Origin of the sequence: Mycobacteroides salmoniphilum, from assembly GCF_004924335.1 — a bacterium.
GTDB lineage: Bacteria > Actinomycetota > Actinomycetes > Mycobacteriales > Mycobacteriaceae > Mycobacterium > Mycobacterium salmoniphilum.
In genome coordinates this window covers 552,305-566,991 of record NZ_CP024633.1, presented here as the reverse complement: position 1 = coordinate 566,991, position 14,687 = coordinate 552,305, and the positions used below count along the sequence as shown (strand labels likewise).

The following is a 14,687-nucleotide window of genomic DNA, read 5'->3' as shown; positions in this document are numbered from 1 at the left end:
GTGCGCTTCCTGTCGTGGGCTACGGGATGTTCAGGACCGCGATCTCGAACTCACCGGCCGCGGATCCTCCGTCCTGATCCCAGAATTCGATGGTGCTGTGGAACTGCAGGTAACGCCACGACCGGTCGACGATATGGAAATTACGGGCCTGCAGGCGGGCGGAGAACTGCTGTGCGTTGACCAGCCGCCGGAACCGCGACGAGGTGCTCTTGATCAACATGCCGGCGAGTTGGTTCCGGCAGTAATCGTCAATCGACCAGCCACGGAATGCCCAGATGTCATCGTTGATAACACCTTGAGCGAAGGCGCTGTAGGCCAGCTGGTTAAAGCACAGTACCAACTCCACCGCGTTGAAGTGCCCGGTACTGCGGATATAGGCGGACTCGTTGATCGCGAAGTTGCCCTGAGCGTGCACCGCGTCGGAGGTGATTCCATATTCGGCATCGGTCAGGTAGCGGCAGCCCTTGTATGAATACGGTTCGAGCACCCTGCTGAGCAGATCCTCGGCGATCGGGGCCATTCCGGTGGAGGGCAGCCCGGTCTGCACGGACAGGGTTGCCGCGACAGCGCTCACGCCGCGAATCCGGGCGTCTCGAGACCATCCAACATGGTCAGACGGTGGGTCGTCAGCGTGCCCGATGCCGTTCCATGTTTTGCACGATGGACCAGAGAACGGTTGTCCCACAACACGATATCCCCAACCTCATAGTGCTGGGCGTGAATAAACGGCGATGCGTAGTCGGGGTCGAGCTGCCCCGACTCTTCGAGTAGCTGCTGCAGGAGCGCAGCGTCGAGGAGAGTTCCATCCCCGTCCTCGATCGTCTCGGTACCCGCCTCACAGATGTAGAGGATCTCTTCCCCGGTCTTCGGGTGTTTGATCACCGTCGGCCATTTCTGTGGGGGCGTGACTCTCTCGATCTCGGCCAGGATCTCTCCGATGGGCCGGTAGACATCACTCGGGCGGATCTTGATGTAACGCCGCGGTGTATGCGTGCTGAATGTCCCACGCACAGAGTCTTTTATCGTGCCGGAAAGCGACTCCCAAACCTTGTTGAGATCGATGAAATAAGTCCCGCGATCACGCCCGGGAACCGCCAGCGGCACCACCATGGAGAACGCAAAAGGTTTCGGCATGAACATGTAGTCGACGTGCCAGAATGCGCCGGTCCGTGGAACCCCTTGTCCCTCTTCGGTAGACGAGACGAAGATCTCTGGGTGATCCTCGTGGTGATACACGGGCTCGTAGTAGGGAACTATCTCCCCGATCAATCTCCCAAGCCGGATGAACTCCTCGGGTGAGGGATGCACATCCTTGAGGATGACCAGCTTGTTCCGGTAGACGAGTTCGCGGATCTCCTGCGTGGTGATTCCGTCCAAGTTCCCGGGGTCAATCCCCGTGACTTGTGCCCCCAATCCCTCGCCCTTCACGTTGAGCGTCATCGACTCCCTACTCTTCTCGCTGATCTGGCCACCTGATGCGCGACTAATGGAGCAGTCGAGCCGGGCACACGAAAAGTTCCCGAGTCTTGAGGAGTCATTTCCGGCCGATAGGTAAATCGTTGGAAAACAACGGGATTAGTGGTCGACATCACGCCTGTCACGGACAGTCACCTAAGTCATCGGTCGAGGGCCCTGCGGCCGACGGCCGACTACCACGCAACGCCAGCCCGCAGAACCGTCCTGACGCGTGAAACCCGCTACCGGAACACGCCTTCGGACATCACGCCCATATCGCGCTCAGCAAACACGTTCGTTGCTAGCCTAAGTCGGTGACTTACCCACCTCAGGAGCCGCCCGCAGCGGGCGATCCCTCAGCGCACGACCCGAATCAGCCGCCCCCGGGATATCAGCCTCCTCCGGGTTACCCGGTTCAGCCGCCCCCGGGATACCAGCCACCCCCACCGCCCGGATACCAGCCCGGATACCAAGCGGGCCCTCCCCCGGGAGCCCCCCAGTACCCGGGCGCACAGTTCCCGCCGCCACCCCCCGGATACCCGCCGGCCGGATACGGCTACCCGCCGCAGGCGCCATGGCCACCGCAGGGACCGTTCAACGCCGGTGAGTCGTGGAACTGGGCGTGGGCCCACGTCACCAAGCGCTTTGGAACCTTCATCCCGCCCTACATCGTGTGGTTCCTCGCCATCGCGGTGCCATTCGCCATCGTGTACTTCGTCTTCATAGCGGCCATGGTGGCGGCCACCGGCCCCGGCACGTACGACGAGGACTCCATGTCGTACTCCTACGAGAGCTCTTCGGGCCTCGGGGCGGGGTCAACCGTGTTGATGGTCATCCTCGGAATCGCAATCGCCGCGGTCGGGCTCTATATGGCCGCATCCATCACGACGGCCAATCTCGACATCGCCGACGGTAAGCCCGTGACCTTTGGCTCGTTTTTCCGTGCCCGGAGCTTTGGCGCCTTTGTCGGCACCGCACTGCTGGTAGCGCTCGGCACAGTGGTCGGATTCGTCCTTCTCATCATTCCGGGCCTTATCTTCGCCTTCTTCGCGCAGTACGCGGTGTTCTTCACCGTCGATCGCGGGCTGGGCCCGGTCGATGCACTCAAGGCGAGTTTCCAGATCGTCAAGAACAATCTGGGGCCGGTCTTCCTGGTGTATCTCATCACCTATGCGATCAGCTTCGTCGCGAGCATGGCGACATCGGTCTCGTGCGGCCTGGCCGGAATCGTGGCCGTGCCGATGCAGCTAGCCCTCACGGCGCTGATCCACGTCTACACCTACCGGCGCCTCACCGGAGGAGTCATCGCCCCAGCACCGGTGTAAACCTCAGCACCGCAAGCCGAGTGGGAATCTCACGAGAGAATCGAGCCAGTTTCCCACGCCAGTTTCCCACTCGGCGCACCGAGTCAAAAACGGAAAAGGCCCGGCCTGCACTGGATTTCTCCAGGCAGACCGGGCCCTTTTCGTTACAGGACTTAGAAGTCCATACCGCCCATGCCACCGGTCGGGTCGCCCGCAGGTGCAGCGGACTTCTCCGGCTTATCGGCAACAACGGCCTCGGTGGTGAGGAACAGTGCCGCGATGGACGCCGCGTTCTGCAGCGCCGAGCGGGTCACCTTCACGGGGTCGGCAACGCCGGCCGCGAGCAGGTCCTCGTACACATTGGTCGCCGCGTTCAGGCCGTGGCCCGCAGGAAGGTTCGCGACCTTCTCTGCGACGACACCCGGCTCCAGACCACCGTTGAAGGCGATCTGCTTCAGCGGAGCCGACAGTGCCACCCGAACGATGTTGGCACCAGTGGCCTCGTCGCCCTCGAGAGCGAGCGAGTCCAGCGCGGGGGCTGCCTGCAGCAGGGCAACGCCACCACCGGCGACGATGCCCTCTTCGACGGCAGCCTTCGCGTTGCGAACGGCGTCCTCGATGCGGTGCTTGCGCTCCTTGAGCTCCACCTCGGTGGCAGCTCCGGCCTTGATCACCGCAACACCGCCGGCCAGCTTGGCCAGGCGCTCCTGCAGCTTCTCGCGGTCGTAGTCGGAGTCGCTGTTCTCGATCTCGGCACGAATCTGGGCAACACGGCCCTGGATCGCGTCGGCATCGCCTGCACCCTCGATGACGGTGGTCTCGTCCTTGGTGACGACGACCTTGCGAGCGGTGCCCAGCAGGGTGATGTCGGCGGTCTCCAGGGAGAGGCCGACCTCTTCGCTGACAACCTGGCCACCGGTGAGGATCGCGATGTCCTGCAGCATGGCCTTGCGGCGGTCGCCGAAGCCCGGAGCCTTGACGGCGACGGACTTGAAGGTGCCACGGATCTTGTTGACGACCAAGGTCGAAAGTGCTTCGCCCTCAACGTCTTCAGCGATGATCAGCAGCGGCTTGCCGGCCTGGATGACCTTCTCCAGCAAGGGCAGCAGGTCCTTGACGGTCGACACCTTCGAGCTGACCAGCAGGATGTAGGGATCCTCCAGGACGGCTTCCTGACGCTCGGCGTCGGTCACGAAGTAACCCGAGATGTAGCCCTTGTCGAAGCGCATACCTTCGGTGAGCTCCAGCTGCAGGCCGAAGGTGTTGGACTCCTCGACGGTGATGACACCCTCGTTGCCAACCTTGTCCATGGCCTCGGCGATCAGATCACCGATGGACTGGTCACCGGCAGAGATGCCCGCGGTGGCCGCGATCTGCTCCTTGGTGTCGATCTCCTTGGCAGAAGCCAGCAGGGCGCTGGTAACGGCCTCCACAGCCTTCTCGATGCCGCGCTTCAGGCCGAGCGGGTTGGCGCCGGCAGCGACGTTACGCAGACCTTCCTTGACCAGAGCCTGAGCGAGCACGGTGGCGGTAGTAGTGCCGTCACCCGCGACGTCATCGGTCTTCTTCGCAACTTCCTTGACCAGCTCGGCGCCGATCTTCTCGTACGGGTCCTCCAGCTCGATCTCCTTGGCGATGGACACACCATCGTTGGTGATCGTGGGGGCGCCCCACTTCTTCTCCAAGACGACATTGCGACCCTTGGGGCCGAGTGTCACCTTGACCGCGTCAGCGAGGGCGTTGAGGCCCCGCTCCAGGCCGCGGCGGGCCTCTTCGTCATACGCAATTGTCTTGGCCATTGCGAAGTGATTCCTCCGTATAGGGGGTTGCACGTTCTGGGCCGGGCGCAGTGCCCGCGACGGACGGACGCAGCTGTGTGGGCTGCGGCCTCACCGTCCCGGCCTAGCACTCACCGGTCGTGAGTGCCAACCCCATTTTTAGCACTCGGACATGGCGAGTGCAAGGTCGATGGCAGACTCCCTACACCAAATAAATGCGACGTCGGCGCCCTGTCTCCCGATCACCAGGCTTCCGGGGAGGGGATTGACCGCCCGGCAGAGTTGTCGAGGCCGGCGACTCCCCGGAAGCGGGCTGGTCGATGGCCTCCAGGTGCGAGGATGTACCCGGCCTCCTTGCTACGAATGGGAAGGGTTGGCGCCCAATGGATACGGACAGCACACCTGCCGAGCCGGTCGCCGAAACTGCCGCGCACACGTCGGAAAAGCGCTTCGAAGAGCTTTCGCACTACCCGCTTACAACTGACCGAACTTCTTACCCGCCGCCACGGCCACGGCCTTGACGTCGTCACAGGAAGACGTGCCGCGCAGCACGGCGGCAGGCACTCGGACATCCTGCGGACGGGCACCCTCGGGCGTCAGGTAAGTAGGCGAATAGTTCCGTCCGAGAAACAAATAAACCTCGCAGAACGGCTTGTCGTACGTTCGGGTGACGGTACTGACGTGCAATTCCACCCCGTCGTCCTGCTCCACCACCGAGTGCCGCTCGCTGCCGTACTCGGAGGTGTCAGGTTCGCGTGGATCCACCGGACGCAGCGTCAGCCCAACTCCTTGCGCCTTCCGATCTTCGGGCGGCCCCGCACTGAACCAGCAGGTGTACAGCTCCTTCTCCAGCACACCACTATTGCCCGGGCGATAACTGGCGAATCCACGCAGGTCAGCCAGTAGTGAACACGGATCCTGTTCGGCGGGGCGCACGACGGAATCGGATCTCACGGGCAGATGCCGTGATCGAATCTGCGCGGCCCCGGTAGCGATCGCGATTGCCTCCTTGCAGGGATAGACGGGACGACCCGGACCTGGATCCCTGGCGAGGCTGGCCACCACGACCAGGCGAACACGCTCCATCAGATCGGCAGCGCCACCTTGAGACGACACATCGGGAGCATCACTCGCATCGAGGTTGAACACGTACCGGCACCATCCGCGATTGCTCGTCGGCCCCAGCAGATGCCCCACGCTGATCCCGTTGACATCGATCGGGGCCGTTGGCTGATCGGAGGCCTGCGGATGCTCAGGAGCCAGATCGAATCCGATGGTCGCCGAGACGTCACTCACGAAATCACCGTCATACCCGCCCAGCTGCAGAGTGCACCGGTCAAAACCCTCAGTGTGTCCATAGGAGATCGCGCGGGGAATCCTGGCTTTGATCGATTCAGCGTCCACGAATCCGCACGGATCGATATTTCGCAGCGCGGCGTTGACCGCCAGCTCAGCCGAATCCACGTCGGTCCGACTACGCCAATCGTCCGCGTGCCGCGCCCCGAAGTACGAACACCCGGCCACCGGCACCAGCACTGCCAGCACGACCAGCCCACGACGAACAGACATTTGCTACCTCCGACCCACCCAAGGTAGCGAAGCAAACCTCCGGTGACTACCGACGCGGCCGCAGCCCATCAAACACGACATCGGTCACCTGCTGCGAGACCTCCCGGTTGTAGCTCTGCATGGCCTGACACCCGACCATGAGCGCCTTGACCTCATGCACACCGACATCGGGGCGCACCGTGCCCGCCTTCTGTGCGGCCTGCAGTAGGTCGCCAAGGACCGCGTAGAAGGACTCCTCGATATGCGGTATGAGTGCCTGAACATCAATACCAGCACCCGATAACGCGTCCACTAATCCTTGATCGGCGCTACTCCAGTCCATCACCACACGCAAGAATCCGAACAGCGCCTCACCGGGACTGGCGGATTCCAGCAGCTCGCGCCCCTTGCCAATCACGCTGCCCACTTGATCCTCCGCGACCGCGCGATATAGGTCCTCCTTGGCCGGAAAATGCCGATACACGGTGCCGGCGCCCACGCCCGCGCGCCGCGCGATCTCATCGATCGAGACGCCCAGGCCCTCCTCCGCGAATGCCTGGTAGGCGACTTCCAATACCCGTGCACGGTTGCGGGCGGCATCGGCACGCAAGGGCCGGACGGGTTGATCCATCTCACACTCCTTCAGGCATTGACAAAACGGGGCGGCCGTTCCGTATATTCGTAAGCGGAGTAACCGCCCCGGTTACTGGAGATACTACGCAGGAGCACCCATGACGCAATCAACAACCAAGTGGAGTACCACCGACATCCCCGATCAGACCGGCCGCGTCGCGATCGTCACCGGCGCCAACACCGGACTCGGACTGGAGACCGCCAAGGCGCTCGCCGCGCACGGCGCCCACGTCGTGCTGGCGGTACGCAACACAGAAAAAGGCAAAGCCGCCGTCGCCGAGATCACCGCAGTGCATGCGAACGCCGACATCACCCTGCAGTCGTTGGACCTGTCATCGCTGGAGTCCGTCCGCCGAGCCAGCGACGAGCTCAAGGCGCGCTACGAAAAGATCGACCTGCTCATCAACAACGCCGGTGTGATGTGGACAGAGAAGTCCACCACCGCCGACGGCTTCGAACTTCAGTTCGGCACCAATCACCTGGGTCATTACGCGCTGACGGGCCTGCTCCTAGACCACCTACTGCCCGTCGAGGGGTCACGCGTGGTGACGGTCTCCAGCATCGGGCACCGCCTACGCGCGGCCATCCACTTCGACGACCTGCAGTGGGAGCACAATTACGACCGGGTCGCGGCCTACGGGCAATCGAAGCTGGCCAACCTGCTCTTCACCTACGAGCTGCAACGCCGCCTGGTCGGCACCAACACCGTCGCCCTGGCCGCCCATCCCGGTGGCTCCAACACCGAGCTCGCACGTAACTCTCCGCTGTGGGTCCGGGCGGTGTTCGACGTCGTGGCGCCGCTGCTCGTCCAGGGCGCGGATATGGGCGCACTGCCCACACTGCGGGCCGCCACCGACCCGGCCGCTCTGGGCGGCCAGTACTACGGACCGGACGGATTTATGGAACAACGCGGTAACCCGAAGGTCGTCGCATCGAGCGAGCAGTCCTACGACCTCGATTTGCAGCGCCGGCTGTGGTCGGTATCTGAAGAACTCACCGACGTGACCTTCCCCGTCAAGTAGCGGAACGGGAAGATGGCGGGCACTGTGCTGATCGTCACCGGCTGCCACCCTGGTGACACGACACGCGGTGCCCGCCACGCCCGTCAGGGTGCAGCCCCGTAATCCCTTGCGTTAGGCTCCTGTTCGATCAGTGAGGAGTCCATAGGGTGCGGGCTGTAGAAGCGCCCAGCACCCATACATTGCGGGGCTGGCAGCGTAGGGCATTAGTGCGGTATTTGGCCGCCAAACCCCGCGATTTCCTAGCGGTCGCCACCCCTGGATCAGGGAAAACAAGATTTGCCCTGCGCATTGCTACCGAGCTGCTGGCCGACGGCACCATCGACAAGATCACCGTCGTGGTGCCGACAGAACACCTCAAGGTCCAGTGGGCTCAGTCGGCAGCCGCCTTCGGCCTGTCCCTGGACCCGAGATTCAGCAACTCGGATTCGCAGAACTCCTCGGAGTACCACGGAGTCGTCGTCACCTATGCACAGGTGGCCAGCCACCCCACCCGGCACCGGGTCCGTACCGAGAACCACCGCACCCTGGTGATCTTCGACGAGATCCACCACGCCGGAGACGCCAAGACCTGGGGTGAGGCCGTCCGCGAAGCATTCGACGACGCGACCCGACGCCTCTCATTGACCGGAACCCCATTCCGAAGTGACGACAGCCCGATCCCATTCATCACCTACGAGCCCGACGGCGCCGGCTACCAGCGCTCGCAGGCCGACCACACCTATGGCTACTCCGAGGCGCTGGCCGACGGCGTGGTGCGGCCCGTGGTCTTCATGGCGTACTCGGGCGAGGCCCGCTGGCGTGACAGCGCCGGCGAGGAACACGCCGCCCGCCTCGGCGAGCCGCTGTCCGCCGAGCAGACCGCACGCGCCTGGCGCACCACCCTGGATCCCAACGGCGACTGGATACCCGCGGTGCTGCGCGCCGCCCACGCGCGGCTCCAGCAGAAGCGCAACGGCGGCATGACCGATGCCGGGGCCATGATCATCGCCTCCGATCAGAAGGCGGCACGCGCCTACGCGAAGCTGCTGACCACGATTACCGGCACGGAACCCACCGTGGTGCTCTCCGACGATCCGAAATCCTCGGACCGCATCGCCCAGTTCGCCACCGACGGCAGCGAGTGGCTGGTGGCCGTGCGCATGGTCTCCGAGGGTGTCGACGTGCCACGGCTGGCCGTCGGCGTGTACGCGACGAGTGCCTCGACACCGCTGTTCTTCGCCCAGGCCATCGGGCGGTACGTGCGCTCGCGGACACCAGGTGAGACGGCCAGCATCTTCCTGCCCTCGGTGCCGACGCTGCTGGAGCTCGCCAGTCTGCTGGAGGAGCAGCGCAACCATGTGCTCGGCAAGCCACATCGCGAGCCGATGGGCGATGAGGAGCCCGTAGAACGCAAACGCACCGAGCCGGGTGAGGAAGAGAAGGGTTTCGAATCACTCAGTGCCAGTGCCGAACTGGACCAGGTGATCTTCGACGGGGCATCCTTTGGCACCGCGACGCCCGCAGGCAGCGAAGAAGAGGCCGAGTACCTCGGCATTCCTGGCCTGCTCGATCCAAACCAGATGCGAGATCTCTTGCGGCGCAGGCAAGAAGAGCAGCTCACCAAACGCACTGCTTCGGGTGAGGTGCCCCCCGAGATCACCTCTACGCACGGCCAACTGCGCGAGCTGCGCCGCGAGCTCAACGCGCTGGTGTCGGCCACACATTTCAAGTCGGGTAAACCGCACGGCTGGATTCACAACGAGCTGCGCCGCCGGTGTGGCGGCCCCCCGATCGCGGCGGCCACTCGCGACCAGCTCAAGGAGCGCATCGTCGCGGTCCGAACCCTTCATCGGGAGCTGTGACGCGCGTAGCGTGGATCGCATGTCACTGATCGTTTCTGGATACCCCGATCCCCGGTATCACGGCGACACCGGCGAGATCAGCGCGGCGTTCAGACCGGCCACCGATCCACCCGACTACGCCCCCGACAACGGCAACGTGGTCCAGTACCACTACCTGGCGACCCAGCAGTCCACGGCCGGTGATTACGGGCTATACCGAATCGATGCCGGCCCGGTGAAAGGTTTCGGTGCCGCAACGCATTTCCATAAGGCGATGTCGGAGGCGTTCTTCGTGCTCTCCGGAACGTGGCGGTTGTACAACGGCGAGACATGGGTCGACGCCACCTCGGGCGACTTCTTGTTTGTACCGCCGGGCGGCCTGCACGCATTCCAGAACGATTCAGGTGAAGCGGCTTCCATGCTGATGCTGTTCGCGCCTGGCGCACCCCGGCAGCGCTACTTCGAAGGTTTCGGAGAGTCGGCCGATATGACCGACGAGCAGCGCACCCAGTGGTTCATCGACCACGACAACTTCTTCGTCTAGACCGGGAACCGCACTCCGGTCAGCTCTTCGGAAACTGCCCAAAGCCGTTGTTGCAGAGCCTCATCGTGTGATTGCTTAGTGGACTTGACGGCCTTGGGATACCCACGGAGCTCCCCGAAACCGGCGGGTCCGTAGTACTGACCGCCCGATGCGGCCAGGTCCGTGGCGGCACGCAAACTGGGCAATGCGCCCATCTCCGGGCTCTGGGCGAGTTTCAGCACTGCGGCACTGAGCGCCTCAGGACCAAAGGTGATGTGACGCATCAGCTCGGTGCCCGATGCACCCGGGTGCGCGGCCAACGCGGCCGTCGCGGCGCCAGCGGCCCCGAGGCGACGCTGCAGCTCGTAGGTAAACAAAAGATTCGCGAGTTTGGACTGTGCGTAGGCCCCCACCCGACTATAACTACGGTCCCACTGCAGGTCATCGAAATGTATTGCGGCCCTGATCTTATGGCCGTTGCTACTCACGGTGACGACGCGCGAGCCACGTACAGCGGTCAGGTTCTCCAGCAGCAGACCGGTGAGGGCGAAATGCCCCAGATGGTTGGTGCCGAATTGCAGCTCGAATCCGTCCGCAGTGCTGCCCTTCGGCGGGTACATCACTCCGGCGTTGTTGATGAGCAGATCGATCCGCGGATAATCGGCACGCAGCTGGCCGGCCGCGGATGTGATGTTCGAGAGGGACGACAGATCCAGCCGCTGCAGCGCCAGGTTCCCCGCAGGCGCGGTCTTCTTGATCTCGTCGACCGCGGCAGCGCCCTTGTCGAGATCACGGACGGCGAGAACCACCTGGGCTCCCGCGGCCGCGAGCGCGCGGGCCGTCTCCAGGCCCAGACCGGTATTGGCGCCGGTGATGACGGCGACGCGTCCGTTTTGGTCGGGAATATCAGCGGTGGTCCAGTGCGCGGTCACCAACGCATCCTGCCCCAGAACCACCACGCTGCCCAGCCCACCGCATTCACAGTTCACCCGGTGTTCGATACCAGCGATCACACAGCCGGAGTCAATACGCTCATCGCCGGATCACTGAGCTTGGCCACCTACTGCATGTAAGGCAGGTTCGTGCGCAAATTTGCTTCTGTTGTCAGCCTTGTAATTTCACTTCTGTGCGCGGGTACAGGGCTGGCCACGGCAGACCCGCTGCCGGTTGCTGACGTCAGCCAGTCGGCGGATACCGACGACGGCTGGCACCTGAGTGCCGCGCTGTCGCGGATGGCAATCAACTCGGTGCCGAACATGGCTGCGACGGCCTTCACCCGTGAGGGCTTTGTCACCGGTAAGGCTGCCGCGAGCATCGACGGCAACGGCGCGATTCCGGTGAACTCCGGCGCCCTCGTCATGGGGCTCCAGCTGGGCTGCCAGATCGACCTGAGCGAGGGCGGAAGCGTTGACGTTGGCGCCGATGCCGGCGTGAGCCCGGGCTTCTCCGGCGGCAGCAATCTATTGGCCATGGTCGGCCCGTATGCGGAGGTGAACGGCAGCATCTCGATCAATCTCCTTCCGGGAACGATCAAGAACATCGTGTTGGGAAAGAAGGCCCTGAAGGGCCGCACCGGTGAAATCGTGGTCCACGACGCCCACGTGAAAGTGGACGCGTGCGGCGGACCCGTCTCCATCCGGTTCTTTACGACGGCGATGATCGACACCGACAAATCCGACGACAGCGTGAACGTCTATGGAGACATCCTCTCGCTATGAGCGCTCGCCTGAAACGTCGTGTCCTCACTATCGTCGTGTGGGCATGCGTAGCCATGTCACAGGCACCGATCACCCACGCCGATAACTGCAGCCCCGGTGATTTCGGCGCGGCGGCGGGATGCGCTCCCCCAGCCGCCGCGACCGGTGGCGACAAGGCCGAAAGTTGGCCCCCGACAAGTGTGGACTGGCCGCCCGACGCGGATTCGGACGCCGACTCCGAGCAGTGGAGTCAGCCCAGCACCGCGTCCGCCCCGATCGTGGCGCCCAAGGGGGCACCGCCCGTCACGCACGCGCCATCAACCGGAGGGACGACTACCGCACCGACGCCGATTGTTACCCCTGGCGCTTAGGCGGATACCGCTCCGTGGAACACGGCCTCGACATTGTTCCCGTCGGGGTCACGCACAAACGCGCCGTAATAGCCGGGGTGGTACTCGGGCCACAGCCGCGGCGCATGGAGTACCTCGGCGCCTTCACCGGTCGCCGTCGCGAAGAACTCGTCGACTTCTTCGGTGCTCGCGGCCGAGAAGGCAACGTGGATTTCACGATTGGGACCGCTCGCAACGTCGCCACCGCCAATCCAAAAGTCGGGTTTTCCCGCCGTCCCGTACCCGATGGCGACACCGAAATCCATCTGACGGGTGAACCCCAGGACGCCGAGCACCTTGTCGTAGAACGCGGCCGCAGTCGGCAGGTCCGCGCAGTTGATACCGAAGTGATCGATCATGACGCAGATTCTGGCCTACAGGCCCGACAAGAGGGGTGGTATGTCGGCGATCGAGTCAACGACATATGCCGGTTGCATCGCATATTGATCGGCGGCCCACCTGTCCAGCGTGTCCTGGCGGAACTTGCCGGTGCGCACCAGCACGCCGGTCATGCCGACAACCTGGGCGGCGAGCACATCAACATGCAGGTCGTCGCCCACCATCACGACTTGATCCGGCTCGCACCCCATCCGCTCAGCAGCCAGCTGGAACCCGGCCGGGGCCGGCTTGCCTACCGCCACGGCCTTGCGTCCCGACACCTGCTCCATACCCGCCAGGTACACACCGGTATCGACGCGCAATCCCTCACGGGTGCTCCACACCGCGTTCCGATGCATCGCCACCACCGGAATCCCCTGAGCCATCAGGTCATAGACCCGGCTCAGCGCCACGTGATCAAACTGCGGACCGGCCCCGCCAAGAATGATCACATCGGGATCATCGGAGAGCGATTCGACGAAGTCGACTCCGGGCATGTCGGCGGTGATGTTGCCGTCATTCAGCAGGTAACACCGTGCCCCGGGGTGCTGGGCGATCACGTGGTCGGCGGTCAGCATCGCGGCGGTAATTACCTCATCGGCGGGCACCGAGAGCCCGGCAGCGGTGAGCAACTCCGCGATCTGCACCCGGGTCCGCGAGGTGGTGTTGGTCAGGAAGCAACGACGAACATCGTCACGCTCCAGCGCCTTGAGGGCCTGGGCAGCGCCGTCGATCGGCTCCCACGAGGTCACCAGGACCCCGTCGATATCGAAGAGCACTCCGCCAACGGTCATAACGCTAGTTTCCTGCCATGCCGCGGGCACCGCACGCCGAGGGCATACCGAGTGCACATACGCTGCGAAAACCCCTGCGTGCGGTATGCGCCGGGCGATCGGGCAATAATGAGCCGATGCGTTCCGTCGCCGAACACCAGCACGTCGTCGCGGGATTGATCCAGGCAGCAGCGCCCGTGCGGGTACCGGTCTCCGCGGCCGACCGGTTGGTCCTTGCCGCCGATGTCATCGCGCCACTTAATCTGCCGGTGTTCGATAACTCGGCGATGGATGGGTATGCGGTTCACCGCGCCGACCTCACAGGGGCTTCTCCCACTAACCCCGTCACCCTGCCCGTCACCGAGGACATCCCCGCCGGGCGCACCGACGAGCTGACGCTCAAAGCCGGTACCGCGCACCGAATCATGACGGGTGCACCGCTTCCCGCCGGTGCAACCGCAGTGGTGCCCGTCGAGGTCACCGATGGCGGCACCGAGACGGTGACCATCACCGAAGAACCCCGTGCCGGGCAACACATCCGATCTACCGGTGAGGATGTGCGGGCCGGCGACACCGTGCTGTTCGCCGGTACCCGCCTCATGGCGCCGGCGTTGGGACTGGCTGCGGCGCTCGGGCTCGAAGAACTCACCGTGCGTCCTCGGCTGCGGGTGGTCATCGCCTCTACCGGCAGCGAGTTGATTCCCCCAGGCACCGATCTCAAGCCCGGACAGATCTACGAGTCCAACGCCGTTATGCTCGCCGCCGCGGTCCAGGAGGCCGGAGCCGACGCCGTGGTGGCACCCACCGTCGCCGATGACGTCGAGCAATTCCTGTCCGTGCTGGACGAATACGGCGCGCAGGCCGATCTGCTGATCACCACCGGCGGGGTGAGCGCCGGAGCCTATGAGGTGGTCAAGGACGCACTCACCAACGCCGGTGTCCAATTCGTCTCGGTGGCTATGCAGCCAGGTAAGCCGCAGGGCGCCGGACTCGTCCACGGCGTTCCGGTGCTCACGCTGCCCGGGAACCCCGTCAGCGCACTGGTGTCGTTCGAGGTATTCATTCGCGAGCCGTTACGGGCAGCCATGGGATTGGATCCGGCGCGGGCACGCCACCAGGCAATCCTGACGGACCCGATCTCCGCTCCTGCAGGTAAGCGACAGTTCCGTCGCGGGTGCTGGGATGCCGGCAATGGCACGGTGACGGCCGTCGGACCGCCCGCATCGCACCACTTGCGGTGGCTGGCGGCATCGAATTGCTTGCTTGATATCCCGGAAGACGTCACCGAACTAGCGGCGGGAACGACAGTCAGCGTGTGGAATCTGAGCTGATCACGGCCGGCGCGACGATGTCTGCAGGCCGCACGG

General features: G+C 64.1%; 15 protein-coding genes. 7 read left to right on the top strand and 8 right to left on the bottom strand.

What is annotated here, in order from left to right; translation table 11 throughout:
• Positions 1-19: 19 nt before the first annotated feature.
• Together DSM43276_RS02835 and scoE are read right to left on the bottom strand one after the other, a co-directional pair.
• Positions 20-574: an FcoT family thioesterase gene (locus tag DSM43276_RS02835; RefSeq protein WP_078331604.1), complete on the bottom strand. Its 555-nt coding sequence runs from the start codon at positions 572-574 to the stop codon at positions 20-22.
• A complete protein-coding gene (gene scoE / locus DSM43276_RS02830) occupies positions 571-1,440 on the bottom strand; it encodes a (3R)-3-[(carboxymethyl)amino]fatty acid oxygenase/decarboxylase (protein WP_078331603.1) in 870 nt (289 codons plus the stop codon). The genes DSM43276_RS02835 and scoE overlap by 4 nt, the downstream gene beginning before the upstream one ends.
• A gap of 329 nt (positions 1,441-1,769) precedes the next feature.
• On the opposite strand from scoE, the gene DSM43276_RS23505 reads away from it, so the two are divergent.
• Positions 1,770-2,780 carry a hypothetical protein gene (locus tag DSM43276_RS23505; RefSeq protein WP_169053027.1) on the top strand — a complete coding sequence of 337 codons (1,011 nt, stop codon included), beginning with the start codon at positions 1,770-1,772 and terminating at the stop codon, positions 2,778-2,780.
• Positions 2,781-2,932: 152 nt separating this feature from the next.
• On the opposite strand, the gene groL is transcribed toward DSM43276_RS23505, so the two are convergent.
• From groL to DSM43276_RS02810, 3 genes are all read right to left on the bottom strand, one after another.
• On the bottom strand, positions 2,933-4,558 hold the full coding sequence (groL, locus tag DSM43276_RS02820; protein ID WP_078331231.1) for a chaperonin GroEL: 1,626 nt from the start codon (positions 4,556-4,558) through the stop codon (positions 2,933-2,935).
• Between the two features lie 453 nt (positions 4,559-5,011).
• Complete coding sequence (locus tag DSM43276_RS02815) at positions 5,012-6,106, bottom strand: hypothetical protein (protein WP_078331232.1); 1,095 nt, start codon at positions 6,104-6,106, stop codon at positions 5,012-5,014.
• A 46-nt stretch (positions 6,107-6,152) separates the two neighbouring features.
• Entirely contained in the window at positions 6,153-6,716 is a 564-nt protein-coding gene (locus tag DSM43276_RS02810; protein ID WP_078331233.1) for a TetR/AcrR family transcriptional regulator, read from the bottom strand.
• 100 nt (positions 6,717-6,816) lie between these two features.
• Here DSM43276_RS02810 and DSM43276_RS02805 point away from each other — a divergent pair, with 100 nt between their 5' ends.
• The 3 genes from DSM43276_RS02805 (at position 6,817) to DSM43276_RS02795 (ending at position 10,104) form a co-directional block, all read left to right on the top strand.
• Positions 6,817-7,740 (top strand): SDR family NAD(P)-dependent oxidoreductase, encoded by a 924-nt coding sequence (locus DSM43276_RS02805; RefSeq protein WP_078331234.1) that lies wholly within the window; start codon positions 6,817-6,819, stop codon positions 7,738-7,740.
• Positions 7,741-7,886: 146 nt separating this feature from the next.
• On the top strand, positions 7,887-9,581 hold the full coding sequence (locus tag DSM43276_RS02800; RefSeq protein WP_078331235.1) for a DEAD/DEAH box helicase: 1,695 nt from the start codon (positions 7,887-7,889) through the stop codon (positions 9,579-9,581).
• Positions 9,582-9,600: 19 nt separating this feature from the next.
• Positions 9,601-10,104 carry a cupin domain-containing protein gene (locus tag DSM43276_RS02795; RefSeq protein ID WP_078331236.1) on the top strand — a complete coding sequence of 168 codons (504 nt, stop codon included), beginning with the start codon at positions 9,601-9,603 and terminating at the stop codon, positions 10,102-10,104.
• Here the strand turns inward: DSM43276_RS02795 and DSM43276_RS02790 are convergent.
• Positions 10,101-11,015, bottom strand: coding sequence for an SDR family NAD(P)-dependent oxidoreductase (locus tag DSM43276_RS02790; protein WP_078331305.1), 915 nt, complete (start codon positions 11,013-11,015; stop codon positions 10,101-10,103). The two genes, DSM43276_RS02795 and DSM43276_RS02790, sit on opposite strands and share 4 nt — an antisense overlap.
• Positions 11,016-11,207: 192 nt before the next feature.
• Between DSM43276_RS02790 and DSM43276_RS02785 the strand changes: the two genes are divergently transcribed.
• Positions 11,208-11,801, top strand: coding sequence for an MspA family porin (locus DSM43276_RS02785; RefSeq protein WP_169053087.1), 594 nt, complete (start codon positions 11,208-11,210; stop codon positions 11,799-11,801).
• Positions 11,798-12,151: a hypothetical protein gene (locus DSM43276_RS02780; RefSeq protein ID WP_078331237.1), complete on the top strand. Its 354-nt coding sequence runs from the start codon at positions 11,798-11,800 to the stop codon at positions 12,149-12,151. The genes DSM43276_RS02785 and DSM43276_RS02780 overlap by 4 nt, the downstream gene beginning before the upstream one ends.
• On the opposite strand, the gene DSM43276_RS02775 is transcribed toward DSM43276_RS02780, so the two are convergent.
• Both DSM43276_RS02775 and DSM43276_RS02770 read right to left on the bottom strand, forming a co-directional pair.
• Positions 12,148-12,528: a VOC family protein gene (locus tag DSM43276_RS02775; protein WP_078331238.1), complete on the bottom strand. Its 381-nt coding sequence runs from the start codon at positions 12,526-12,528 to the stop codon at positions 12,148-12,150. The genes DSM43276_RS02780 and DSM43276_RS02775 overlap by 4 nt on opposite strands.
• Before the next feature lie 15 nt (positions 12,529-12,543).
• On the bottom strand, positions 12,544-13,341 hold the full coding sequence (locus tag DSM43276_RS02770) for an HAD-IIA family hydrolase (protein WP_078331239.1): 798 nt from the start codon (positions 13,339-13,341) through the stop codon (positions 12,544-12,546).
• Positions 13,342-13,457: 116 nt separating this feature from the next.
• On the opposite strand from DSM43276_RS02770, the gene moeA reads away from it, so the two are divergent.
• Positions 13,458-14,651: a molybdopterin molybdotransferase MoeA gene (gene moeA, locus DSM43276_RS02765; protein WP_078331240.1), complete on the top strand. Its 1,194-nt coding sequence runs from the start codon at positions 13,458-13,460 to the stop codon at positions 14,649-14,651.
• The last annotated feature ends 36 nt before the right edge of the window (positions 14,652-14,687 follow it).

Bases quoted from the DNA above. Each gene is read 5' to 3' on its own strand.
- DSM43276_RS02805 (WP_078331234.1), top strand. From the start codon at position 6,817: ATGACGCAATCAACAACCAAGTGGAGTACCACCGACATCCCCGATCAG.
- groL (WP_078331231.1), bottom strand. From the start codon at position 4,558: ATGGCCAAGACAATTGCGTATGACGAAGAGGCCCGCCGCGGCCTGGAG.
- DSM43276_RS02815 (WP_078331232.1), bottom strand. From the start codon at position 6,106: ATGTCTGTTCGTCGTGGGCTGGTCGTGCTGGCAGTGCTGGTGCCGGTG.
- DSM43276_RS02795 (WP_078331236.1), top strand. From the start codon at position 9,601: ATGTCACTGATCGTTTCTGGATACCCCGATCCCCGGTATCACGGCGAC.
- moeA (WP_078331240.1), top strand. From the start codon at position 13,458: ATGCGTTCCGTCGCCGAACACCAGCACGTCGTCGCGGGATTGATCCAG.
- DSM43276_RS02775 (WP_078331238.1), bottom strand. From the start codon at position 12,528: ATGATCGATCACTTCGGTATCAACTGCGCGGACCTGCCGACTGCGGCC.
- scoE (WP_078331603.1), bottom strand. From the start codon at position 1,440: ATGACGCTCAACGTGAAGGGCGAGGGATTGGGGGCACAAGTCACGGGG.
- DSM43276_RS02770 (WP_078331239.1), bottom strand. From the start codon at position 13,341: ATGACCGTTGGCGGAGTGCTCTTCGATATCGACGGGGTCCTGGTGACC.
- DSM43276_RS02810 (WP_078331233.1), bottom strand. From the start codon at position 6,716: ATGGATCAACCCGTCCGGCCCTTGCGTGCCGATGCCGCCCGCAACCGT.
- DSM43276_RS02780 (WP_078331237.1), top strand. From the start codon at position 11,798: ATGAGCGCTCGCCTGAAACGTCGTGTCCTCACTATCGTCGTGTGGGCA.